Annotated in this window: 12 protein-coding genes; 1 reads left to right on the forward strand and 11 read right to left on the reverse strand. The window is 37.3% G+C overall.

Annotated elements, in window-relative coordinates; all coding sequences use genetic code 11:
* Positions 1 to 72: 72 nt before the first annotated feature.
* The 3 genes from DF947_RS15055 to DF947_RS15065 all read right to left on the reverse strand — a co-directional run bounded on the left by DF947_RS15055 (position 73) and on the right by DF947_RS15065 (position 13,400).
* Positions 73 to 2,064 (reverse strand): OmpA family protein, encoded by a 1,992-nt coding sequence (locus DF947_RS15055; protein ID WP_109930869.1) that lies wholly within the window; start codon positions 2,062 to 2,064, stop codon positions 73 to 75.
* A gap of 75 nt (positions 2,065 to 2,139) precedes the next feature.
* On the reverse strand, positions 2,140 to 3,141 hold the full coding sequence (locus DF947_RS15060) for a PorP/SprF family type IX secretion system membrane protein (RefSeq protein ID WP_109930870.1): 1,002 nt from the start codon (positions 3,139 to 3,141) through the stop codon (positions 2,140 to 2,142).
* A 41-nt stretch (positions 3,142 to 3,182) separates the two neighbouring features.
* Positions 3,183 to 13,400, reverse strand: a complete 10,218-nt coding sequence (locus DF947_RS15065) for an Ig-like domain-containing protein (RefSeq protein ID WP_109930871.1) — start codon at positions 13,398 to 13,400, stop codon at positions 3,183 to 3,185.
* Positions 13,401 to 13,633: 233 nt separating this feature from the next.
* Here DF947_RS15065 and DF947_RS15070 point away from each other — a divergent pair, with 233 nt between their 5' ends.
* Positions 13,634 to 16,216 (forward strand): NACHT domain-containing protein, encoded by a 2,583-nt coding sequence (locus DF947_RS15070; RefSeq protein WP_146202929.1) that lies wholly within the window; start codon positions 13,634 to 13,636, stop codon positions 16,214 to 16,216.
* A gap of 51 nt (positions 16,217 to 16,267) precedes the next feature.
* Here the strand turns inward: DF947_RS15070 and DF947_RS15075 are convergent, their stop codons facing one another.
* From DF947_RS15075 to DF947_RS15110, 8 genes are all read right to left on the reverse strand, one after another.
* Entirely contained in the window at positions 16,268 to 17,107 is an 840-nt protein-coding gene (locus tag DF947_RS15075) for an OmpA/MotB family protein (protein WP_109930873.1), read from the reverse strand.
* Positions 17,108 to 17,176: 69 nt separating this feature from the next.
* Entirely contained in the window at positions 17,177 to 17,836 is a 660-nt protein-coding gene (locus DF947_RS15080) for a DUF2461 domain-containing protein (RefSeq protein WP_109930874.1), read from the reverse strand.
* A 78-nt stretch (positions 17,837 to 17,914) separates the two neighbouring features.
* Positions 17,915 to 18,310, reverse strand: coding sequence for a DUF983 domain-containing protein (locus tag DF947_RS15085; RefSeq protein WP_109930875.1), 396 nt, complete (start codon positions 18,308 to 18,310; stop codon positions 17,915 to 17,917).
* Positions 18,311 to 18,313: 3 nt separating this feature from the next.
* Positions 18,314 to 18,586 carry a hypothetical protein gene (locus tag DF947_RS15090; RefSeq protein ID WP_109930876.1) on the reverse strand — a complete coding sequence of 91 codons (273 nt, stop codon included), beginning with the start codon at positions 18,584 to 18,586 and terminating at the stop codon, positions 18,314 to 18,316.
* Positions 18,587 to 18,691: 105 nt separating this feature from the next.
* A complete protein-coding gene (locus tag DF947_RS15095) occupies positions 18,692 to 19,495 on the reverse strand; it encodes a DUF4302 domain-containing protein (protein WP_109930877.1) in 804 nt (267 codons plus the stop codon).
* Positions 19,496 to 19,506: 11 nt separating this feature from the next.
* On the reverse strand, positions 19,507 to 20,400 hold the full coding sequence (locus DF947_RS15100; protein WP_109930878.1) for a zinc-binding metallopeptidase: 894 nt from the start codon (positions 20,398 to 20,400) through the stop codon (positions 19,507 to 19,509).
* Between the two features lie 2 nt (positions 20,401 to 20,402).
* A complete protein-coding gene (locus tag DF947_RS15105) occupies positions 20,403 to 21,977 on the reverse strand; it encodes a RagB/SusD family nutrient uptake outer membrane protein (protein WP_109930879.1) in 1,575 nt (524 codons plus the stop codon).
* Positions 21,978 to 21,987: 10 nt separating this feature from the next.
* Positions 21,988 to 25,575: a SusC/RagA family TonB-linked outer membrane protein gene (locus DF947_RS15110; RefSeq protein ID WP_109930880.1), complete on the reverse strand. Its 3,588-nt coding sequence runs from the start codon at positions 25,573 to 25,575 to the stop codon at positions 21,988 to 21,990.
* Between the last annotated feature and the right edge of the window lie 17 nt (positions 25,576 to 25,592).

Genomic DNA, 25,592 nt, shown 5'->3' on the forward strand with positions numbered 1-25,592 from the left:
ATTCTGCTATTTGCCGATAGCAAAAAAGCCATTCTCAAAAGAGAATGGCTAACCAATCCAACCAAATAAATTTTATTTTTTTGTAACCTTAAATTCTGTTCGTCTATTTTTTGCTCTTCCTTCTGGGTTATCTTTTCCCTTTTTAAATGTGTTTGGAGCAATCGGCATTTTTTCGCCATAGCCTTTAGAGGTCATTCTTGAAGCAGAAATTCCTTTGGTTATAAGGTAATCAACACAGGATTTTGCTCTTTTTTCTGATAATTCCTGGTTGTATTCATCTTTTCCAATGTTATCGGTATGTGCACCAAGTTCGATTTCCATTTCGGCATTATCTTCCATAATTGTTGCCAATTCATCTAATACTTTTTTTGATGGTTCCGTTAAATCTGCACTATCGAATTCATAGTAAACATTATCCAAAACAATCGGAATGTTAATTTTAAATGGACTGACGCAGTAATCTTTATAAATTAATGTATCGGCTTTGGCCATCTCTTCGAAAGGATAATTCTTTGTAATGGAGAAATAACTATCTTTTGAGAAGGTAAGCTTAATAGGCCTTTTTCTATCTACTTTAAAGTTATACATACCCGACGCATTGGTTATCAATTTTTGCTCGCCCTCATAATTTGAAAACATTACGGTTGCATCAGACAAAGGTTTTTTTGTTTTACAATCGGTAAGTAAACCGCTTACAGAAAAGTATTCTTTTTTAACTTCAAAAACTTCTAAACAGCAAGATGATTCTCGATCTGAACTGATGTAACCATGATTCCCTTCAGAATCTATGGCTGTAAAATAAACATCGTCTTTTGATGAATTAAAAGGATAACCCATATTTTTTGGCTTGGTCCAGGTAATTAAATCACCTTCTGATTCAAAGAAATCCAGTCCGCCCAAACCTATTCTTCCATCTGTACTGAATAATAGTTTTTTAGTAGTTACATTATAGTATGGCGCTCTTTCATCATCTTCTGAATTAATGGTATCGCCCAAATTTACGGGCTGTCCTAAAGAGCCATCATCCCTAATGGCGCAGTACCAAAGATCAAATTTGCCATAACCACCAGTACGATCGGAAGAAAAAAGCAAGAACTTTCCATCGCTGGTTACAAAGGGCTGCATGGTATTAAAATCTTTACTGTTAACCTGCAAGCCCAATGGCTGTGGATCTGACCAATTGTCGCCAGTTTTTTTAGAACTATAAATAGCATATTTTTCCTTATCTCGCCATGCGGTAAAATAAACCGTATTGCCATCTGGACTAAAAGATGTTGCAGCAACCTCCATATCTTTTGGCAGATTAATGCCCATCATCTTAACCGAAATTTCTCCATCGGCGGAGGCATTTTTTGTAAAGTAGATGTTATTGATGAATGGATTTGCTTTGGTTGAAACCTGCACCTGACCACCCTCTGTTTTAACAATATCCTTTTTTCCAGCTATGGCGATGGGTCTAGATGAGGTGAAATAAATTTCGCTATAGAGCTTAAACGGTGCATAATTAGATCCAAGTCCGTTTACGTTGCTAGGCATTTTTTTGATCTGCACCATTCTTGGAAACCGCATTTCTTCGATTGCAAACTTGCTTGATGAAATTGCCTTTTGGGCATCTTTGGCCAAAACATCGCTCTTGTTTTTCTGTATAAATTTCTCGTAAGCATCTATAGCCTCGTTAAATTTTTTATTTGCCCTTAAACTTTCCGCATACCAAAAAAGCGCTTTTCTATATCTGGTATTGGTAAAAGTTATCGCTATGCTGTAATACTTTTCTGCTTCGGCAAATTCTTTATACATCCTACTAGATTCTGCCAGATTATAAATTGATCCTTCATAATCTTCAATTACTTTATCATCTGTATTGGTTTTACGCTCCTTACCATAAGGCAAAATGGCCTGTGTACTATCTCCAGTAATTTTCAGTGCTTTTTTATAGAAAGTTGAAGCTGCATAATAATCCTTATTTTCAAAATAGGTATCGGCAACTTTTTTATAATTTACCACATACTGTGCACTAGCCAAGCTACTGTATGCAAACATTAAAAAGGTTAATATTTTTTTCATCTCTATAAATTTGTTTTTTGAGTTGATGAAGTGATTTGATTAATCTATAAATCATACTTTTTCATCAGATAATGATTATAAACGTGGGCAGAAAAAATTAGGCCCAATTATCCCGTTTCTACCGATTAGCGATATGGAAAGTTCTAACCCGCCGTTACTGTTGGAAGCACGCTGAAAGGTTGAAGTATTTACATCGTAACTTAAACCAAAAACCATGTTTTTTAATTGTAAACCTACAAAAGCAATTGCAGCATCCTTAACCCGATAATTGCCCCCAAATAAAATATTTGACGAATTATTAAGATTAAGTTGTGCATAGGCGCCTAAAGAAACCTCGTTGGTATTTCCCTGATACATCACCAAAGCATTAGGCACAATATCCAACAATTCGGAAGCGCGAACTCTTGCGCCTCCATGTGCTGTAAAACGAACAGGTGTTTTACCATTGTAGCCAGAAAAGCGTTCTGTTGGGCGATTTAAATGTGCTGCACTTACCCCGGCAAAAATATTTACGCTCTGATTTGGGTTGCCATCAAAGAACATTACGCCAGCATTAACGTCGGGTACAAAAGATGAAGTTGATGAGAAGGTTTCCCCACTCATCATACCACCATCATAACCAGTTATGGGATTAAACTGATTACCAAAACGAGCCTGAGAGAAATCAAAACTCCTATTAACAAAACCAGCCTGCAAGCCGAAACTAAACATCTGCAATCCTTCTACGCCAAATCTTAACCGGTAAGAACCCGAAACCAATGCAGTTAAGTAGTTAAAATCCAATTCTCCTGCTCTTTGATTGAGCACCGTTACTCCAAAGGCAAAATTCTTTATTGGCGCTAAATCAAACGATGCTCCTCCCGTTAAAAAGGAACTGTTTAATGCACTCCATTGTTGCTTAAAGTTTACCGAAGCTCGATAATCTCCATCTATTACACCTGTTAATGCTGGGTTTAACCAAAGTGGATAGGCATAATATTGTGAAAAATGCGGATCTGTTTGCGCTATTGATTTTGATGCGAAAAGCATTAAACCGAACATTACAGCGTATATTTTTATGGCCGATATTATTTTCATGGTATTTGATTTTAGCTATTTATAAATTAATCCGATCTTCATTATCTCACTAAGGTTACTGTTCCTTTTTTCATTGTAGTTGTTCCATCCGAAAACTGAACATCAACCACGTATACGTATACACCTACCGGTTGGTTAACACCTTTGTAGGTTCCATCCCATCCGTTGGCAACATTATCAGATTGATAAATTAATTGTCCCCATTGCGTGTAAATGCTCATTCTTGCAGTAGCAATGGTGTTTCCATAAATCAGGAAGATGTCGTTCTTACCATCATTATTAGGTGTAAAAATGTTTGGAATGTAGATTTCATTACCCAATGGATTAGCAGCCTTGCCTACTACTGGAGTAGAGTTTGCACTGGTCTGGCAATCAATCTGACCTTTAGCTCGAACAATTACAGTTACACTTTGATCTGGTTTTAAGCCTGAAACCAAGAAGGTCGTTCCAGCTGATCCTGAAGTTGGAGATTGCCAAGTGACACCATTATTTGTAGAAACTTCGTAAGCCGTTGCACCTGGAACTGCCGGCCATCCAAAAGTTACACTATTAGAGGTTGTAGATTGTACGGAAACTACAGGTCTTGCTAAAACTGGCAACACATTAACAGTTACAGCGGTTCTTGTTGGACTCGAGCATCCACCAACTGCAACACTTTCTACATAATATGTTGTAGTTGTGGTTAAAGCTGGAGTTGTAAAGGTTACACCTTCTGCAAGTGATGCACCTCCTGAACTCGATGCATACCATCTATAAATTAAGCCAGCAACAGGATTATTTACAGTTATCACTGCTGTACTGCCTGAGCAGATTGGTGTATTATTCGCCGTTACCGAGCTTGGGGCTACCGGTACCGGAAGTGGAGAGACATTAACAGCTGTACGAGATATCGATGTACAAGAACCTGATGCACCCTCTACATAATACGTTACGTTTGCAGTTACGGCAGGCGTTGTAAATGTTATTCCCGTTCCAACAATGGTTCCTCCTGATGATGTAGCGTACCAATTATAAACAATTCCTGTTTGAGGATTTGACACACTTAATACAGCTGGACTACCCGTACAGGTATTTACATTATTTGATGAAACTGTAGGCACATTTGGTTTAGGGTTTACAACTACCGTAACTTTAACTCTGCCACCTGCATTGTTACAGCCAGTAGCATTAACTGCGGTAACGTAGTAATCTGTAGTTGTATTTAAGGCTAAAGTATTATAGGTTGTTCCTGTAAATAAGAGATTTCCACCGGTTGCGGCATTATACCATTCGTATGTAACGCCCGTTTGTGGGTTTTGAATGCTAAGAGCTGTGGCATCGCCCGCACAAATATTTGTTCCCGTTGTTGAAACCACAGGATTTAATGGCAGTGTATTAACTGTAATGCCAATCACTTTTGCATTAGCAACAGTATTTTCACATCTATTATCTCCTTTTACAGTTACATAATAAGTTGCATTTGATGTTAAAACAGGGGTTGTAAATGTTGCCCCAACAAAGGCTACGTTTGTTAAGTTGGCATCTGTATACCATGTAAATGTTGGGTTTATAACTGTTGTGCTGCTTGCTGTAAGTGTTGTAGCAAAACTTCCACAAATTGAGGTTGAGCCACTTACTGCAATATCTGTTGCAACAGCCGTTGGATTAACAACTATTGTTATCGTTTTTACATCCGCAGCGGTATTCTCACATTTGTTTGCTCCTTTAACCGTAACATAATAAGTAGTAGTTGTAGTTAATACCGGAGTTGTAAAGATTGGGCCGGTAAATGCAACACTTGTTAATGATGCATCATTATACCAAGTAAATACCGGACTTGTTACCGTTGTTGAACTTGCATTAATAACAACTGAACCAGAACCGCAGATTAAAGCTGGAGTTGATAAGGTTATATCAGATGCTGTTGCAACTGCATTTACATTAACTGTTACAATTTTTGCTGTGGCAGCAGAATTTTCACACTTATCATCTCCCCTAACTGTAACATAGTATTTGGTTGTTGTTGTTAATGCAGGTGTGTTAAATGTTGGTCCCACAAATGCTACAGTTGTTAAACTGGCATCGCTGTACCAGGTAAATATTGGGTTTACAACTGTTGTTGTTGTGGCACTTAAGCTAGCCGATGAGCTTGCGCAAATGGTTGCATCTGCTACAGTAATATCAGAAGCCGAAGCCAATGGTCTGATGTTTACAACCACCACTTTTGCGTTGCCTGGTGCGTTTTCACATTTATTATCTCCTTTTACAGTAATATAGTAAGTAGTGTTGGCTGTTAAGGTTGGGGTTACAAATGATGCTCCTATAAACGACACATTGGTCAATGCAGCATCTGTGTACCAAGTGAATACAGGATTGGTAACTGTTGGAGAACTGGCCGTTAATGTTGTAGAAGAAACTGCACAAATTACTGCGCCATTGGCAATAATATCCGTGGTTGTAGCTAATGGATTAACGGTAACGGTTACCATTTTCGCGTTTGCAGCGGTGTTTTCGCATTTATTTGTACCTCTAACCGTTACGTAATAATTTGTAGTTGTGGTAACGGGAACTGTAAATGTTGGCCCAGTGAAAACCACATTGGTTAAAGATGCATCACTATACCAAGTAAATACAGGTTGCGTTACCGTTAAACTTGATGCCATTAGCACAGCTGAAGTGCCTGAACAGATTTGGGCATTATTTACGGTAATATCCGCAGCAGTAGCAAAGTCTTTTACGGTTACCGTTACAATTTTTGCATTCGCTGGAGCATTCTCGCATTTGTTATCTCCTCTTACCGTAACATAATAAGTAGTGGTTAAATTCAGAACCGGGGTGGTAAAAGTTGCTCCAATATATGCTACCGTTGTTAAGCCTGCATCACTATACCAGGTGAAAACTGGATTGGTAACTGTAGTTGTTGTTGCTGATAACACTGTTGATGAGCCCTGGCAAATGGAAGTTGCTCCACTCGCAGCGATATCAGAATCTGTTGCCGCAGGATTAACCGTAATGGCTACCGGTTTTGCAGCAGCAGCGGTATTTTCACATCGATTATCGCCTTTAACAGTTACATAATAAGTTGTATTAGTTGATAATACTGGGGTTAAGAATACCGGACCAACATAAGCAACAGTTGTTAAAGCCGCATCGCTATACCAGGTAAAAATTGGATTTATTACAGTGGTAGAACTTGCAGTAAGCGTAACCGAAGAACCTCCACATATGGTTGTAGTTCCAGATAAATTGATATCTGCAGCCACAGCGACAGGATTTATTGTAATGGTAACTTCCTCTGCACTACCAGGTATATTGGCACATTTATTTGTTCCACTTACGGTAACATAATATTTGGTAGTTGCAGAAATTGCCGGCGTTGTAAAAACCGGACCAGTAAAAGCAATGGTGGTTAGGGCAACATCGGTATACCAAGTAAATATTGGATTGGTAACTGTTGTACTGCTTGCCGTAAGTATAGCAATACCCGAGGTACATAATGATGTATTCCCTGTTACAGCTAGGTCTAATGCTGTTGATGAAGGATTAACTGTGATCGAAATTTTGGTTCGAGCTGAATTTGAACAACCATTTGCGCCAGCACTCACAGCCTCTACATAATAATCATAAGTCCCTGGTGCAAGTGATGCAGAAGTTGTAAAGCTGCTGTTGTTGTTTACCAACATGTTTCCAGCAGTAGGCGCATCGTACCAGTTATAAATTACACCAGCAACCGCTTGTACACTTAATGTTGCCGGGGTATTGATACAGGTTGTTGCAGGATTTCCTGTTGATGGAACTGGAGAAGCAGGTGGCGCCAAAACCGTAATGGTAATTGCTGCGCCTTTGGTTTCGCAGCCATTAGCCGTTGCTGTTACACTATAAGTATAACTTCCGGCAGGTAAAGCAGCATCAGATGTAAAGGTTGGCCCATCTTTTCCAGTTTGATAAGTTGTGCCCAAGTACCATTTATAAGTTACATTACTTTGTGGGTTTTGAACATTTAGCACAGCCGAAGTACCTTGGCAAACACTTGTTAAAGATGCCTGCACTGTTGGAACCGGAATGGTTCTTTGCGCATAATTTAAGTTAACGGAAGTTAAGGCTCCCAAAATACCCGAGCTCAATCTTAATTCTACCCCATCAAATTTAACTGAAGGCACAAAGGTTAATATTGCTCCGCTTCCATCGCTCAATAAATTAAGACTGATTAACGGATTGTTTATGGTAATTCCATCATTATTGCTTACCGCACCCTGGAAAGTTGTTACAGTTAAGCTTGGTAAAACCGCAAGAGACAATAATTTTCCAGGTGAAGTAATACTTACTCTTAATGTATCACCAATATTTGATAATCCTCCAGTAAATCCCAATTGGTGATAAACTGATCCGCCAAGTAATCCTACCGGAATTACCAAACTAGATCCAGTACTCACATCATTATCAACCGCTAAACCAGGACTAACAACCGAAGCACCTATAGCTCCAGCAGTTGCGCCTGCTGCCACAGAAACCGTAGCCGCACCGCATGGTGTAGGAACAGGAGCACCATTCGGAATTACAGTTACCACAACTGATGCTCTGGTATTTGTTGAACAGCCACCAATTGTAGCTTCTACATAATAAGTTGTTGTACTTGATAATTGAGGGGTTACAAAGGTATCACCTGTAAATAATGAAGTCGTTGAGGTGGGACTATCATACCAATTAAATACAACACCACCGGTTGTAGAGGTTGCTTTTAACACCGCAACCGAACCGCTGTTTATGGTAACCCCAGATGGTGTAATAACCGGCGTATCTAAACCGCCACCTGTTTGAATAGTCGCTGTTGCTTTTGCTGTTGAAACTCCACATGCATTTGTAGCCTCAACTGAGTAGGTTGTTGTTCCTGCCGCAATATTTGTAATGGTGAAAGTATCTCCATCTTTTCCTGTTTGATAAACATTGGCAGCATCATACCATTTATACACGGTACCTGCGATAGGATTTTTAACCTGAAGCACAACAGTTTGACCTGCACAGGTTGAAACTGTTGGCGATAACAATTCTGGAGTTGCGGGCAATGGATTAGCCGTTACATTGACTGCAGTTTTTGCACTAACGCAACCTGAAGCCGAAACTGCAGCAACAAAATATTTTGTATCGGCTGTTAAAGCTGGGGTTGTAAAGCTTACGCCATCTTTTCCAGTTAAATAATTTCCAGAAGCATCAAACCATTGATAGGTAAATCCAGCGGTTGGATTACTTACTTCTAATAAAGCCGTAGATCCGATACAGCCTGCAACATTTGCCGAAACAACTGTTGGTGCAACCAGAACACGTTGTGCGTAATTTAAATTAATCGATGTTAAAGCACCAAGTACGCCAGAATTTAATCTGAGTTCAACACCGTCAAATGCAACTGTTGGAACAAAAGTGATTAAGGCTTGTGTATTTCCGCTTAATAATTGAACGTTGAGAAGATTGTTATTTAAAAATCTTGAATCTGCATTACTCGTTGTTCCATTAAATGTAGTTATTTGAGCATTGCCTAAAAGTGCTAAAGAAAGTAGTCTGCCTGGAGACGAAACCAATACTTTTACAGTATCACCAACTCTCGAAAGTGAGCCAAAGCCTAAGTACTGATAAACGGAAGCACCTAAGGCACCCACAGGCATAACCAATGAAGAGGCAGTTTGGGTATCGTTATCAATTGCTAAACCTGCATTAAAAACACCGGATAATAGCGCAACTCCTGTTACTCCATTGGCTTGAGAAATTGCAGCTTCACATGGAACGGGATTTGGTGTAACTGTTCCATCAACTGTTACCGTAATTTGAACACGACTGGCAGAAGAACATCCATTTGGAGAAACAGATTCTACATAATATGTTGTTGTTGCAGATAATGGAGGCGTAACATAGGTTGCCCCCGTATAAACCGAACTTGTAGAAGTTGCAGATGTATACCAGTTAAAAGTAACTGTTGGATCTGTAGAGGTTGCAGTTAAAATTGCCGATTGCCCAGCGTTGACTGTTGATGATGATGCCGTTACCGTTGGTAAAACTGGACGGGGATTTACCGTTACCGTTGCAACTGCACGACTAGCACTTGTACAAGATCCTTGGCTAGCTTCAACATAATAGCTTGTTGTTGCGCTTAAAGCTGGCGTAACAAATGTTGAGCCCGTGAACAATAGTGTTCCACCAGTAGCAGCATCATACCAATTATAGGTTACAGCAGGATCAGGATTATTTACAGCAAGTGTAGAAGTTGATCCCTCGCAAGCACTTACAATTGGCGCCAAAACCGGAGTAGACAAAACAGGTGTCACCGTTACCGTTACCGGAACGCGAGTTGCATTTGCGCAACCGCCTTTACTTACTTCAATATAATATGTTGTAGTTGTTGTTAAAGCTGGTGTAGTATATGATGCTCCAGTTGCTAATAATGTTCCGCCCGTTGCTGCAGAATACCAATTAAGCGTTGTACCGCCATTGGCTGTTGCAGTTAATGCAACTGTATTACCTGAACAGATGGTTTGCGAACCTGAAGTTAAAGTTGGATTTGGATAAATAATTGTTGCGCCATAAACATCCAAACTGGTAACCGCAGAGACCAATCCGTTTATTCGAACTTCTACCCGATCGTAAGCACCGCCAGCAACCAATGTAGCCACAAAACGACTTCCCCCTAAAACCTGAAGATTTAAAACCGATGAATTTAGTTGAACTGTTCTAACGATTGTAGTTCCATTTAAAATATTTACAGTTACACCGCTCAGAACGCCTAAATCTAATAATCCAGATGGTAAGCCCAAATCTAAACGAATACTATCTGTTGCTAAACCTACAGATGGGAATATTAATTGCTGATAGCCTGCTGAACCAACACCAACGGCCAAGGTAATTCTGGTAAAATTATTTGGATCTGCATCTGTTGAATTTCCAGCATTACTGATGCCACACAAAATACAAAGTCCGGTTATTCCGCTGTTTTGAGCATTTGCAGCATTACACGCTGTGCCGCCTCCGCCATTAATTACGGTTACAGTTACCGGGACACGGCTTGTACTTACGCAACCATTTGCGGTAACAGTTTCGGCATAATAAGTTGTTGTTGTATTTAAAGCCGGAGTAGTAAAACTTGCGCCTGTAGCCAACTGTGTTCCACCGGTTGGGGCATCAAACCACCTAATGGTATTTCCAGCATCTGTTGTTGCTGATAATGTAGTAGTTTGACCACTATTTATAACCTGATTATTTGTTGTAACAACAGCTAAATTTGCCGATGGATTTATAGATACCGTAACAGCAGTACGCGGACTAACCGCTGTACCAGAAACCGCTTCTACATAAAATACGGTTTGGGCATTAACAATTGGAGTAGCAAATACTCCTGTATTATTTGTGGCTAAAGCCGTGCTTCCAGTTGATGCATACCAGTTATAAGTAACTCCGGGTTGCAAATTACTTACGCTTAAAGTGGCCGAACTCCCTGCGCAAACTGTTGCTGCAGCTACAACCGGTGCATTTACGGTTACAGTAATGCTATAATCTGTATTTACTTTATTTCCGTTTGCATCTGTTCCCGTTAACGAAACAATATAGGTTCCACCTAATGTTGGTGTGCCTGTAATTTCTCTTGTTGCGGTATTAAAATTTAATCCCGGTGGAAGATTTGTTGCCAGGTACGTATATGGTGCTGTTCCTCCCGTTACCGCAGGTAAAGTTTGTGTTGGATAGGAAGTTCCAACAATGCCGTTAGCTAAAGTTGCCGGAGGCAATGATAAAACTCCATTAACTTTAATCGGATAAGTATTACTGGCTGTTTTTCCTTGGCTATCTGTAACCGTTACAGCAACTGAATAATTTCCGGCTTGAGTTGGTGTGCCAGTAATTGCTCTGGTTGTTGGGTCAAAATTTAATCCTGGAGGAAGATTTGTTGCAGCATAGCTATATGGGCCAACTCCTCCAACTGCAGCAGGTGTTGTTTGTGTTGGATACACAACTCCAGCAGTTCCATCGGGTAAACTTGCACTTGGCAACAATAAAGGATCGGTAACAGTGATGGTATAGTTTGTTGTAACGGTTTTTCCAGCATTATCTGTAACTGTTACAGGAATTGTAAATGATCCTGCAAGCGTTGGCGTTCCTGTAATTTCTCTCGTTGTTGGGTTAAAGCTTAATCCGGCAGGTAAACCAGAAGCCGAATAGGTATATGGAACCGTACCGCCAGTTGCAATCGGAATAATTTGAGTTGTGTAAACCGTTCCAGTTGTGCCATTAGCTAAAGTAGCTGGTGGTAAAACCAAAGGATCGATAACTTTAACCGTATAATTTGAAGTAACGGTATTTCCGTTTACATCAGTAACTGTAACTGGAATGTTGTACGTTCCACTTTGGGTTGGAGTTCCAGTGATTTCTCTTGTTGTTGGGTTAAAGCTTAATCCCGGAGGGAGCGAAGTTGCCGAATAAGTATAAGGCCCAGTTCCACCAGTTGCCACTGGAATAACTTGCGTTGGATAAACCGTTCCAGTTACTCCATCAGGCAATGTTCCTGGTGTTAAAGCTAAGGTAGCTGTTACAATTAGCGTGTAGCTTGCAGTAGCTGTACAATTTTTCGTATCGGTTGCTGTAACCGAAAAACTATAGGTGCCAGAAGCTGTTGGTGTTCCTGAGATTAAACCAGCAGCTGAAAGTGTTAGACCAGCAGGTAAAGCACTCCCGTTAGTTAAAGCATAAGTATAAGTTGGAGTTCCACCGGTTGCAACATTCAATTGTTTCGAATATGCAAATCCAACTGTTGCATTGTTCAGCGTGGTGGTGTTGAAAACAATTGCTGGATTTACAGTTACCACAACAGGTACTCTAACCGATTCTGCAATACAACCCAATTTACGGGCTGCAACATAATAAGTTGTGTTTGCGGTTAGACTTGGCGTATTATATGTACCATTGAATGCTACGGTGGCTAATGGTGCGCCACCTTCTGCCGCAGCATACCAGATTAATTCATTTGTGCTTGGCGTAGTGGCGGTTAATGCTGCCGAAGAATTGTAACAAGCTGTAAATGCATTGCTTGCAGGTGAAGTAAAGGTTGGTCTTCCTGCAGACCTGGTTATTCCGTAAACTTGAATGGTTTGGGTTAAATTAACATTCAATAAAGACGATAATGATACTCTAACGCGATCAAAAGGCACACCCGGAGAAAATGGAATATTGGCAATTTGTCCATTATTTAGCAGTCCCAACAAATCTAAACCCAATAAATTAGATGCGGATTGTGAATATACCTGAGTATTTCCATTGTAAGCCGTAACGGTTATATTATTTAAAACCCCAGCATTTAATAAGGCTGATGAGGTGCTCAATCTTAGATTAAAATCATCGCCTGCATCTGATAAGGTGTTATAGTAAAAGTTTTGGCCAATAGAACCAGCAACGCCCAAAGCGCCCAAGCTAATTTGAGAAAATGTAGTTGGATCGCTATCAATTGCCGTTTCAGGATTTGTAACTCCTGCACCCCCTAGCCCCAAGGCATCTACAGTTATACCTGTTCCATCAAAACTTGTATAAGCCGCCTGCGCACAAACATCCGATCCCGAATTATAAAATGCATAATAAACTTTAGTATTATTTGCAGTGCTCAGCAACAAAGCTGCCGTTCTATCTCTAACATAAATCCGATCGTAAACCTGATCGGGTGTAATGGCAACATAAAAATATCCATTAGCATCTTTAACCAAACGTAAGTTGCTGCTCGAAAATGCAGCAGAACTTGTTCCGCTTAAAACGGTAGTACCAACGGAATTTCTTGCACCAATTTCAAATGTGTGATCTCCCAAAGCCACATTACCTACAACATTTGCCAATAACCCGCCCAGATTACCACCCAAAAGTGCATTCAAAACATCTGCATTAAAATCAATTCTTACATAAGAAGTTTTTCCGGCCGGAACATCTGTTGGGAATTTAATTTCCAGTTCGCCACTATATCCTGCAATTCCTAATGCCGCACCTCCGTATGACTTAACCGTAGCAAAAGTGGCATTATCTGCCGTTAATGCATTATTGGCATTTTCTACAGTAAGTGTATTGTAACACGGCTGAAGATTTAGCAAACCACAACCTGTTAACGTAGAAACCGCATTCGGGCTGGTCGCACTAACAGCATTTGCATAAATTTTTGTTTGTGAATACGATTTTGAGCTGAACAGCGTTACTAAGATAAGAATTGCAATAAAAGGAATTTTGCAAATTATCCTTCTTAGGGATGGAGAGGTAAAATAATTCATCATATCAGGCGTTTATATAGGGGTGATGGGTTTTAACCACAACCTCAACCGAAGTTGATTTTGTACAGTTACATGACAAATCTACATTTACACAGATAACGAATTTTATCCATTGCTATTCATTCTCTTGTTATAAGTTTCCGTTCATTTCGTTCATAGAATTGTTTCTTATCAAAATAGTTTCGCTGATTGTGAAATTATGATGACATTAGCGTAAGTCATCATCTATATATTTAATGAAAACTAACGAACTCCTCATTGAACTCAGGAAGTTTGTGCTTATAAAGTCTGGATTGAGAAATATCGATCCCGGTCATTGTAAGATAATTTCTGAGTATGTGTTTCAAGAAACTAAAAACTACGTCAGTGAGACCACAATCAAACGTTTTTTTGGCTTTGCTAATACTTTGCACAAATTCTCGTTATTTACACTAAATAGTTTATCTCAATATATTGGTTATCCCAATTGGGAAGCTTTCTGCCTTGATAAGGAAAGTGAAATTTCTGATGTTCAAAGTGTGTGGCAAGATTTGAGGTTAAAAACACATGCCTTTACGGAAGTTTCGCTAATCGCAAAAAAAAATAATTCTGGGGTACCCTTTAATGCAACAGCAAACAGAAGCTTCTTTTATCCCGATTTTGATTACTTTTTAAAGAACAATTATCAATTTACAACTATTAGTGCGCAACCCGGACATGGAAAGTCTATTTTACTAGCACACATGGTTGAGCATTTTTTCTATGCAGAAAATGCACTTTACAAAAATGATATAGTTTTACTAATCAATTCCGCAAGCATAAATGCCATAATTCAAAACGGACTTAGTCTGGGCGATTGGTTTTTAAAGGAATTTAAATTTGGCAGCGTTAGCGAATTAATTGGTTTCTTTAAGAAAAATCCTGATAAAAGGGAAGGAAGATTTGTTTTAATACTTGATGGGATTGATGAATTTCTGTTAAAAAGCACCTATTTTAAGGTATTTATAGATTTTTTATATAGCATAGAAGAGAACAATTTCTTTAAAATAGCCATTAGCTTAAGGTCAAATACTTGGGTAAATCTTCAACCCGTAATTACGGGATCAGCTTTTTTAACAAAAACCTGGTACACTGGCTTATTTTATGATTCTGATATTTTGAGCAATGTTCCTTATCTAAATACAGAGGAAATCCTGCACACCCTCAGCCAGATCGAAGGCAAAACGATGACTAAGAATGACATTAATCCATCACTTCTTGAGCAGTTTAAAACACCTTTCTGGTTACAGGTTTATTTTAAAATTAAATACGAAAATGAATTCTTAGATCTTAAAAATCCATTATTACGATATGAGCTAATTAACTATTTCTTAGAGAAAAAAATATTTCTGGCGAAAAACAGCACCGAAAAAATATTCATACTTAAGAAAATTAGCGATGCCATTTCTGAGGGGAACAAAGGACTGAGAGTATCGAAAGAGAAAATTTTAAGTTACGCTACACTTTACCCCGAAATTTACGAAGAGCTTATTTTTAGCGGAATAATTGTTGAAGAAAAAAGATTTACAACATCTATCCCAACAGAAGTTGTTCGTTTTCTGAACAACGATATTTACACTTATTTTATTTTTATTCAGCTAACGGAGAAATTTGAATATAAAGCTTGCAAAGGATTTTTTGAACACATTTTGCAAACATTTACCAATACAACCTTAAGAGAACATATTCTAAACTGGACAATCAGATTCTGTATCAATAGAAATGAAATTACTGCCTTAAAAAACATCTTAAAACTTCCGTTTTCAAACGAGGAAAAAAATAAATCGCTTGATTTTATCTGTTATGTAGCCAGATACGAACTCAGCAAACCCTCATCAAACTTTAATAAGCAAAGTGTTGGTTCTGAATTTATAGACATTATGGCCATGGGCAGAACCATGAGCACGTTGTATAAAGACACGATTAAAACGATCTCAGATAATGTGCTCAACGAAGATGCACAAATCATGCTTCACATTATTGAATGTAACATCAACCTAATAGATATTGACAGGGCCGCCTTAACGAATACGATGCATTTGTTAAAAAGGAACTATAAGCGGCTAAATGAGCTTTTCCCAATAAATCCGTATGATCTAATCCTTTATTTTTACAATAATTTATCCAACAAACCTAATGAAAGCAAATCGCTGGAGGAAAAAATTATTAAGCTTTGCCATGTAATTGATAAGAGCCCTGCACATAAAAACGAAGACTTGACCACAGCAGAAATGCTAACTTTTAGGCTTGTATTAATCACGCTGTTCTCTCAGAAAAATTATGCTGAGTCGCACAGGTTTACAATGGCAATTCTGAATAAGTATCCAAATATATTTTACATTCGTCACTCCGTGTTCTCGCCATTTTTACTCATCCACTTGGGTCAAACCTATCTTAAATTAAATTATTTTAAAAAGGCCCAGCGGATAATTCAGTTCTTAGATAAAATCATCAGTAGTGAATACACCTACTTTACAAATTTCATTAGCACATCTTTTTACGTTTTTAAGGCTAATTTTTACAACTACACTGATAATTATGACCAGGCCTTAACCGAGGTGAAGGAAGGAATAAAATTTGCTTCCAAAAACGATTTTAAAATGTTCGAGGTATCGTTGATGCTGATAAAAATAGATGCCTTAAAACATACTGGGGCTACTGAAGAGGTTTCAAATGTAATAAAAGAGCTTTTACACTTTTTGGCTGTTAATAAAATATCGATGCCGGATTACACCAATTTAAACGATGGTGAATTTGAACATACTTTTAAAATCTTAAAATCCTACAGAAAACATCAATAAAAAAGTCCTACAAATTGCTTCGTAGGACTTTCAGAATTGTATCTTTTTAATTTATTTTATCAAATTGTACAGTTCGTCTAGTTTCGGAGAAAGTACAATTTCTATTCTTCTGTTTTTACTTCTTCCATCTGCACTTGCGTTAGAACCCAAAGGCTGAAACTCTCCCTTTCCGGTAGCGGTCATTCTTACACTTTCTACTTTCTCGTTTTCAGTTAAATAACGAACCACCGAAGTTGCTCTTAATACACTCAAATCCCAGTTGTCTTTAATCTGACCCAAATTGTTAATCTTCTGATTATCTGTGTGGCCTTCAACAGCAATGTTAATTTCTGGTTGTTGCTTTAATACGTTCGCTAATGATGCTAACGCTTGCTTACCTTTTTCATCGATGATTATACTTCCAGATGGAAATAAAAGTTTATCTGTTAACGAAACGTAAACCTTTCCATTTTTAATTTCTACCGTTAAACCATTTTTAGTAAATCCTAATAATGCCTGCTGTAACTTTTCCTTTAATGAATTGGTGGCTTCATCGCGTTTTCGTAAAACTTCCTCAACCTCTTTTAAGCGTTTCTCGCGAGCGGCCAGATCACCAGAAAGCTTAGTAATTTCAGAAGAAGAGTTGTTTTTAAGCTTTTTGTAATTTACATCCATCTCATTGTAATCCTTTTGCAAATCGCGAAGTTCTTCTGCCATCATCGAAGTATCTTTTTTAAGCTTGGCAACTTCGCCTTCCAGGTTTTCAATTTTAATCAAACCCTCGTTAAAGGCAGTATATAAAGAATCTTTTGTGCCCAATAAAGCCTTATATTTTTTAGGTGAAAGGATTACACACGATGAAACGGATGATAGGAATAGGAGAATTGCAAAAGCTAGAAAGGTATTTTTCATGTTTTAATATCGAAGTTTAGGATCTGGTACGCTGTGGTTTTGGTTATTGATAATTGGTAATTAACTTGATTATTGATTTATTGCGTTTCGTAAAAATACAACTAATGGTTGTACTGTTTTGAATGAACTTATTAACTTATTAACGAGTGCTGGCTTAAAAAATTCTGCATCGCTTAAAGGCATTGTAGCTTCAAAGCTTTTTAATTTCAAAAATTCTATATTCGGATCAGCCGGATCGTAACCTTTTGGTGCGTTTTTTAGTGCATTACCAACACCAAGCTGGAAATTATTCTTGAAATCCTTATCGTTTATAATTCCTTTAAAATCGTCAATATTATAGTCAATTTCCTGACGGATAAGCTTTACATGTGGTGCATCTGGCATCCAGTATCCACCTGCTATAAAACTTTTTCCGGGTTGGATATGCAGATAATAACCTGGTTCGTTCCCTCCTTTTTTGGTAGAAAACCACATTCCAAAGTTATTTTTATAAGGATCCTTATTTTTGCTAAAACGGATATCGCGATAAATTCGCATTAAACTTTTCTTTGGATCAGCATCGGCAGAAAGTGCGGGATCTACCTTTGCCAATTCGGGAATAATTGAAGCCACTAATGTTAAAACATCTGTTTTTGCTTCTTCATATCTCGATTTATTTTCAGCAAACCATTCGCGGTTATTATTTTCCGCAACATCTTTAATAAAATTAAGGGTTTCTTTCTTTAACATTCGGTGCTCAGGTTAATCGGTAGTTGTTAAACTGGTAAAATGTTTGCCAACACAATTTATACAGTTTGAACTCTAAATTTATTGATCGTAATAAGGCTTATACTTTATATTTGGAGATAATACATGAAGCAAAATTATTCTCGAATATCGATAATTGAAGGGATAGAGTAAAAAACATCCGACAAAAATTACGATTAAATAATTCCAAAAAGTATTATCCTCTAGCGGGCCACAAATTAGGTATGTAATAAAGCTAGCGAACAGCATTTCTATTACATTCATGGCGTAGCTCACGTACATGGCAGCATAAAAATATCCGGGTTCGATTTCTATTCTCTGTGCACAGTGACTGCAAATTTCTTTGGTATGCTGAATGTTCCAACCGTACATACTGCCTGTAAAAATATTTCCCCTACGGCAATGCGCACATTTTGCATGTACGATAGCATATAGCTTTGAGGTTTTACCAGTCATGCTTTAGTTTAGGTTGATCGGCTCATTCTTCATATTAAGATGAATATTTTTTTTGCGGTATTTTTTATACCAAATTATGCCAACAACCATGGCCATTAGGTAAGGTATAGCCAATAAATACAAAACGCCTGTATTTAATCCAGCTGAAACTGTGTTGCCGTTTTTAACGCCTTGTTCTGCATTAATGCTACACATGGCGCATTGTGCATTAACACTTGGAGAAATGGCAAAAGTTAAAGCGAATAGAAATAAGATAAAAATTATTTTCTTCTTCATCGTTACAAATATACTGATTTAACGAACGGAGCGGTTTAAAAATTATGTCATAAAAAAACCTCACTTTTAAGGTGAGGTTTTTAAGAGGGTTAATTTATATAAAATTTAAAATATCGGAACTAATTTTAAAGTACCTGCTACATTTGCATAATACCCATTCGGGTAAGTTGCTGTTGCGGGCATAAGAGTTAATTCTTTAAATGTTATTCCGTTTACGGTTACTGTTTGATAAAAGTCTAAACCTGTTGGTGTCACTCTGAAAGAGTAAGTATCGGTAAGCGAATGGAGTTCCATGTAATCGTAAAAATTCAGCGCAATGTTTCCTGTTGGCGTTTCAAATCTATAAGAATTTGGTGCATAATAGGTATTAAAAGCAGTTTTATAAGTGCTAATGACAGTAGCTGGGTTAGCTGGCATAGGCACCATTACAATACGGTTACCTCTTTTTCTGCTTTTTAAAATTACAGAATCAGCAGTGGCTTTCATAACTAAAAACTCGATATCGCCACCAAGCCCCACATCATAATTAACGTAACCTGATATTGCGCCAGGAGCAGCAAACATCCCGAAAATAGGATTGTAAGTATCAAATGATAAAATTGGACCTGCACCAGGGTATACCTTATAGGTACTTGTGGCATTGGTATTGGTATAATCTGCTTGTACATTTACAGCAGTTGCGGATGTAAAGTTTACGAAAAAGTTATTGCCACCATACTGGGCACCATCACCTGCATAATATTGCATAATCCAACCATTAGGTTTACTAACTAAAACAGCCTGTGCATTAGCCACTGCAGTGTTTAACCGATCAGTTGGGCTTTCGTCAAATATCCTATCTTTCTTTTTATCGCAAGCGGCAAACAGAAAGCAGGATGCAATTAATATTAAATAATAATTTCTTTTCATAATATAATAAATTATAATGTCGTTTGATCAAAAGAAGCTAAGTTGGCTTTCCTATTTACAATGTTTGCTCTTAGTACATCCATATCAATGTTCCATACACTTAACATGTAATTTTTCACAACTATAAGCTTGTTGTTAATAATTGTTCTTCCAGCAGCAGTGCTTCCAGTCGAATTTAATAAAGCATTAAATTGGGTGGCTGAAAGTGTGATGTAAAAAGAATAAAGCTCAGCAAAATCTTCCTTAGCACCGCTGCTTGAATAAGGTGAGATAAAGCCTGCTGCAACTGCAGCACCTGTTGAAGTGTAAGTCGTATTCCACACATCATCTACATAGCTATTTCCAGAGATGGCATTGAAACTTGTAGGAAATTCAGTAGTCTGATTTAAAATATGCTGGAATTCATGGTGTATTGTATGAAAATAACTATCGGTTAAAAAGTCTGCATTTACCCCTGTTGTTGCAGTAAGTCTATTAACCTCATAAAGTGTTATTTTTTTTGCACCCTCGGCAGTACCCAGAACTTTGGTACCATTATTTCTATAAGCTGCTTCCCCTATGTAATTAATTAATTTTGGAAAATACCTTTTAATAAAAGCTTTACTACCTGTTACATCATCATAAGGTTCGAAGCCCAGATACTTAAACAATTTGGTTAAACGAATTGAACTATTATAACTTGCAGGAATCAAATTATAATTCAAATCTGATTCTTTATCTACATATTTATATAAAATATCTACATTATAATTTAATATAAAATTATTATATATATAATTATCTAAAGGGTTTTTTTCAATTGTTGAATCAACAAAAACGCTGTTTGATTCCAATTTTTCTTTTTTACATGCACTTATTGCCAAAGCACCTGCAAAAAGAGCTAAATAAAATTTTGAAAATTTCATATCTATCTTGGATTTGGGGTTAAACCAGAATTTATTACATCTTGTGGCAACTGTATTGCTCTTCTATTATCTCTAACTACTAGTGTATTTGTACTTATGTTGCCAACCGCACCAGCAGTAATCGTACGTCTTGTAATTTCAATACCATAGCGTTTCACATCAAACCAACGTAAACCCGTATGTAAAGTCTCTACTCTTCTATAAAATAGTACTGCATGTAGCATATTTTCTTGCGTACCGGCTTCAATTGGAAATTCTGCATTAAATTTCTTTTTACCAGTCGACACCGCTGCTGTTGAGTATGCTCTTCCGTTTGCCCATGCATTAATCGAAGCTTCGGTTAGAACAGGATTCGTATTATATGTATTGTTTACAAATAGTTGCATATCTGCAATTGCTGCAGTATAATTTTTTAATTGGATATTTGCTTCAGCTCTGGTAAGTATTGCTTCCTCAGCTGTAAATGATGTAAAAACACCATGCGAATAACCAATTTGCGCAACAGGATCTGTATATTCAAATTGATATGAATCATGGGGCAACAAAACTTTATCTAAGTTTGCTCCTGAATAAGCGTATGTTCTTATCCTATATCCAGCATTTGTAATTCCATGAGGAGTTGGAGATCTCAGTGTTTCTTTATCAGCAATGTATGCACCATGCGAATATCTACTTCCAGTATAGTAATTACCAAAGTTAAGGCCGATAGAAGAAGCCGGGGTGTTAATCAAAAAGTTAGCTTTAATACCACTACCATTATACTCTCTTGTTATATTTGCAAAAGTTGCGTTGAAAGTTGCTATGTAAGCCCAATCTCTTAAATAAGAGGCTGGTGCATTGTTAAAAGATGCGGTCGCATACGTTACAGCTTTTGCCCAATCTCCCTTATAAAGGAACAATCTAGCCGCAAAAGCATTTGCAGCCGACTTGTTGAAATGATATTTTGCAACATTTGCATTAGCATAAGACGCATCGTTAATTAATGGTACGCCTTCCTCCAAATCCTTAATCATAAAATCGTATACCTCGGCAACAGTATTTCTCTGATATTTAGGATTTAATGTAGTTTCTGGCTTAGTCATATAAGTTACACCTAAATCAGTAGTTGATTTTGTAGGCGAATAATGCTGAGCAAAAACATTCACTAATATGAAATGACTATACGCCCTTGCCACTAATGCTTCACCTCTTTGTGCAGAAAGAGAAGCAGGATTTCCTTGCGCCTCGATTGCCGCAAGTGCAGCATTAGCACTGGCAATGGCACTATAACAAGCACTCCATAATCGGTCAATACCATCATTAGTGGTTTCGGTAACATCTTGCCAATTAAATAACTGTGTTGTAAATCTATCACTATATGGATTAGAATCCCCATAATCGTCAACATTATCTGATGATAGTTCTGTTGCCATTACATACGTACTTTGGGGATATGCAGAAACTAACATCTTAGCGATTTTATCGGTATTGTTTAGTTCTGCTCTATTATCTGGCAATTCATCCAAGAATTTCTTACACGAAGAAATGCTTAAGATAGTAATTGCGCTAATGGCTATAAATAAAAATTTATTTTTCATCTTAAATTAATTAAAATCCAACTCTTAAAGTTAAAGTGTATTGTTTTGGTAATGGTAAGGCTACCCCACCAGCATTTACAAATTCGGGATCTTGTCCGTTTAGTTTTTTATCAGCATAAATAAACCATAAATTCGTTGCATTTACACGCAATCCTGCAGAGGCAAGTCCTATTTTAGCAAGCTTCTCTTTTGGAAAATCATAAGATAAAGAAATATCTTTTAGTCTTACAAAATCTCCTTTGGCAATGTTTGCACTAGAATAATTATAAGAATTGTAAGCAATGCGATAGTCAGCATCATTTCTAAGATATCTAGTATCCAAAATCACTGGAATATTGGTTTTCAGCTCATCGCCTGGAACCGTCCAAGCATCAAAAAATTCTCTAGTATTTGCATCTAGGTCTGTATAACCAGTCTTAAAGGCTGGGTCTAATCGAACTACGTTACCAAAAGAATAAGTAACAAAAACATTTAATTTAAATGCTTTGTAAGCAAAAATATTTCCAAAACTTCCTAAGTCTGTTGGTTCCAAAGTTCCCTCATATTTAAGGAAATCTACCTTATCTCTATTTTGAAGATATACACCTGATACGGTTTCTGTTCCATCACTATTGATAAATACAGGTAAACCATCGTTCTGTATTCTTACAAAAGGAATTGAAAATAATGATCTTGCAGCATAACCTTCTAATCCATAACCGGTTCCTGTAATCAAGTCAATGACTCTAGCGTTATTTTCAGATTTTGTAACTTTATTTTGCGTGTGCGTATATATTAAACTCGAAGTCCAAGAGAAATCTCCTTTTTTGAGAACTGTGCCTGCAATACTTACTTCTATACCGCTCGATTTCATGTCTGCAACGTTACCATATTTGGTAATTTCGCCACCTAAACCTTGAGTATTGACTATACCGATTAAATCGAAGTTATTTCTTTTATACCAATCTACATCTACAGCCAACCTGTTTTTAAATAGTGAAAAACTTGTTCCTAAGTTTAACTCATGTTTTTTCTCATAAGTTAATCCCGAATTTTCTAAAGTTTGGAGTTCTAATCCTGTTTCTCTATCTCCAGTTGCCGGTCTCCATGGATTGTAGCTACTATAAATTGCCAGGGAATTGGTTACATAGTTTGGCCCTCTATTTGCAGATAAACCATAAGAACCTTTGAAAGATAAACTAGAAAATGGGGTATTTAAATCTTGGAAAAACTTCTCTTCCATAACATTCCATAAACCCGAAACGCTCCAAGTAGGCATCCATCTTGCAGAAGTTGCTTTACCCAAACGGTTAGATCCTTCATACCTTCCTGTTGCTTTAATGGTGTATCTATTGTCATAAGTATATGCACCTTCACCAAAAAAAGCTACTTCTCTGCTTCTAGTATTTTCTACAGAAAAATAGTTTGAATTTTCTTCAGCTCCTCTTTTAAAGATACGATAATCGGTAAAAGGAATTTCGCCTAAGCCATATTGTAAACCCCATCCTCTATTCCAGTTATTGTTTCTATTGATAGAACTAAGAGTTGATCCACCAACAAAGTCAACAGTATGTTTTTCTTTAAAGGTTTCGTTGTATTGTGCCGTTAAACGGAAATCATTACTGGTTATTTTATAATCAGTACGGTTATAAATACCACCTGAGGGTAATATAGAAACTGGAACAGCATATAATACACTTGGATCAGTATATAGATAAGGATTTGCATCTCTAATTATGGTAGTACCCATGGCTCTATAAGCCATCGCCTGATTAGATTCATCCATTATATAATGTTGTTGCGATGTTTGTTGATATCTGCTTGAAGCAAGGAAACCAAAATCTAATGTTTTTAGGGCTTTCCATTTTAACTCTCCCTGAAATTTAACATCAGCTACATTCACATCCATATAATTATTTTCCATTTCTTTTAAGATATTAAATGGAGCATAATTTCTGGTGTAAGTTTCGTTTGGATCCAATGTTCTAGATGAATTTAATGCATAAGAAAAAGGATTGATATCAAAATCACGGCCTACTGTTCCATAAACCACATCTTTAGATTGACCTAAAGTGCCAGGTGCTCTTTGATCCCTATATGATCCATTAGAAAGGAGAGTTAATTTTAGATTGTCGCGTAAATTATAAGTAGCATTAAAATTTGCTGTGTATCTTTTGAATTTACTTTGTTTAGACCAGCCAGGGTCAAAAATAGCACTTATAGAAGAATAATATTGCGCTTTCTCACTTCCAGAACTAATACTAACAGAGTGGTTTTGAGCTATATTAGGACTGAATAATTCTTTAAACCAGTCGGTATTTCTATATTCTGCCTCTCTTAAATAAGCATTTTTTGAAGCTTCTGTGTTTAGTAACTGTCCAGAGTTGATCAATTGATACATCTTTCCATAAACCCCACTATTTGCAGCATTTGATACACTGGAATTATTTAACCAACCTCTTTGCTCTAACATTTGATAAACGCCCATTTGCTCTTGAGAGTTCATGATATTAAAGTTACTGTATGAAGGTGTTGCCCTAGTGGTAAATTCTGATACATAGTTAAAAGAACTTACACCATTTTTACCCCTTTTGGTAGTTATTACAATAACCCCTCCCATACCTTTAGCACCATAAATTGAAGTCGCAGCACCATCTTTTAAAATTTGAAAAGATTCGATGTCATTTGAGTTTAGACCACCAACAGCTGAACTAATTAATGTTAAAGCATCTCCAGAAGATAATGCATCAGAGCTAACATCAGCAACATCTTCTAAAATAACACCATCAACAACCCAAAGTGGTTTAGAGCTACCATATATAGAAGTAGCTCCACGGACTCTAATTTTAGGGGCTGTACCAAATGTACCGGTAGTATTTTGAACAACTACACCAGCCACTTTTCCGTCCAGCATCCTGCTTGGATCGGGTAAACCTCCAATTTCAGCATCAGCAACTTTTAAGTTCGATGTAGCTCCAGTAAATGTTCGCTTATCAACTGTAGTCCCCATACCTGTGATTACTACATCATTTAATTGTCCAGCATCTTCCTCTAATGAAACTTCAATTGAAGTTCTACCGTTTACAGCTACATCTATTGTTTTGTACCCAATAGAAGCAACAGATAATGTTGCACCATCTTTTACTGTGATTGAAAATTCACCCTGACCATTAGTTGATGTTGCATTAGATGTTCCTTTTTCACGTATACTGACACCGGGCATTGTCGAGCCATCCTTCTTATCCTTAACGCGACCCTTAACAATTATATCCTTTTTCAAATTAGACTTAGCACCTTCTTGAACTTTAAGAATTACTTGATTTCCAACAAACCTGTAACCAATGTTTTTTTGTTTTAATTGATCTAATGATTCGGTAATTGTTGTAAGCTTAGCTGGAACATCTAAAACCATTGATTTATTGATCTCCGCCGCATCGTATACGAAACTTACTTTATAAGCCTGTTCGATTTTCTTTAAGTAATTGTCTAATCTTTCGGGTTTTGCACTGGCTTGCTGAGTATCAGCATGTGCCAAAATGCCCCAAAAGATTGCACACAGAAGTAAGGCCATTCGGCGCAAACTCATTCCCGCATTTCTTTTGTAGAAATTTCTCTCCATAGTTTGATTTTTGTTTG

Origin of the sequence: Pedobacter paludis, assembly GCF_003173575.1 — a bacterium.
In the GTDB taxonomy this organism is placed as follows: domain Bacteria; phylum Bacteroidota; class Bacteroidia; order Sphingobacteriales; family Sphingobacteriaceae; genus Pedobacter; species Pedobacter paludis.

What these genes read in the sequence shown, in the direction of transcription:
- DF947_RS15110 (WP_109930880.1), bottom strand. Translation starts at nt 25,575, where the DNA reads ATGGAGAGAAATTTCTACAAAAGAAATGCGGGAATGAGTTTGCGCCGA.
- DF947_RS15065 (WP_109930871.1), bottom strand. Translation starts at nt 13,400, where the DNA reads ATGATGAATTATTTTACCTCTCCATCCCTAAGAAGGATAATTTGCAAA.
- DF947_RS15090 (WP_109930876.1), bottom strand. Translation starts at nt 18,586, where the DNA reads ATGAAGAAGAAAATAATTTTTATCTTATTTCTATTCGCTTTAACTTTT.
- DF947_RS15105 (WP_109930879.1), bottom strand. Translation starts at nt 21,977, where the DNA reads ATGAAAAATAAATTTTTATTTATAGCCATTAGCGCAATTACTATCTTA.
- DF947_RS15095 (WP_109930877.1), bottom strand. Translation starts at nt 19,495, where the DNA reads ATGAAAAGAAATTATTATTTAATATTAATTGCATCCTGCTTTCTGTTT.
- DF947_RS15085 (WP_109930875.1), bottom strand. Translation starts at nt 18,310, where the DNA reads ATGACTGGTAAAACCTCAAAGCTATATGCTATCGTACATGCAAAATGT.
- DF947_RS15075 (WP_109930873.1), bottom strand. Translation starts at nt 17,107, where the DNA reads ATGAAAAATACCTTTCTAGCTTTTGCAATTCTCCTATTCCTATCATCC.
- DF947_RS15060 (WP_109930870.1), bottom strand. Translation starts at nt 3,141, where the DNA reads ATGAAAATAATATCGGCCATAAAAATATACGCTGTAATGTTCGGTTTA.
- DF947_RS15070 (WP_146202929.1), top strand. Translation starts at nt 13,634, where the DNA reads ATGAAAACTAACGAACTCCTCATTGAACTCAGGAAGTTTGTGCTTATA.
- DF947_RS15080 (WP_109930874.1), bottom strand. Translation starts at nt 17,836, where the DNA reads ATGTTAAAGAAAGAAACCCTTAATTTTATTAAAGATGTTGCGGAAAAT.
- DF947_RS15100 (WP_109930878.1), bottom strand. Translation starts at nt 20,400, where the DNA reads ATGAAATTTTCAAAATTTTATTTAGCTCTTTTTGCAGGTGCTTTGGCA.
- DF947_RS15055 (WP_109930869.1), bottom strand. Translation starts at nt 2,064, where the DNA reads ATGAAAAAAATATTAACCTTTTTAATGTTTGCATACAGTAGCTTGGCT.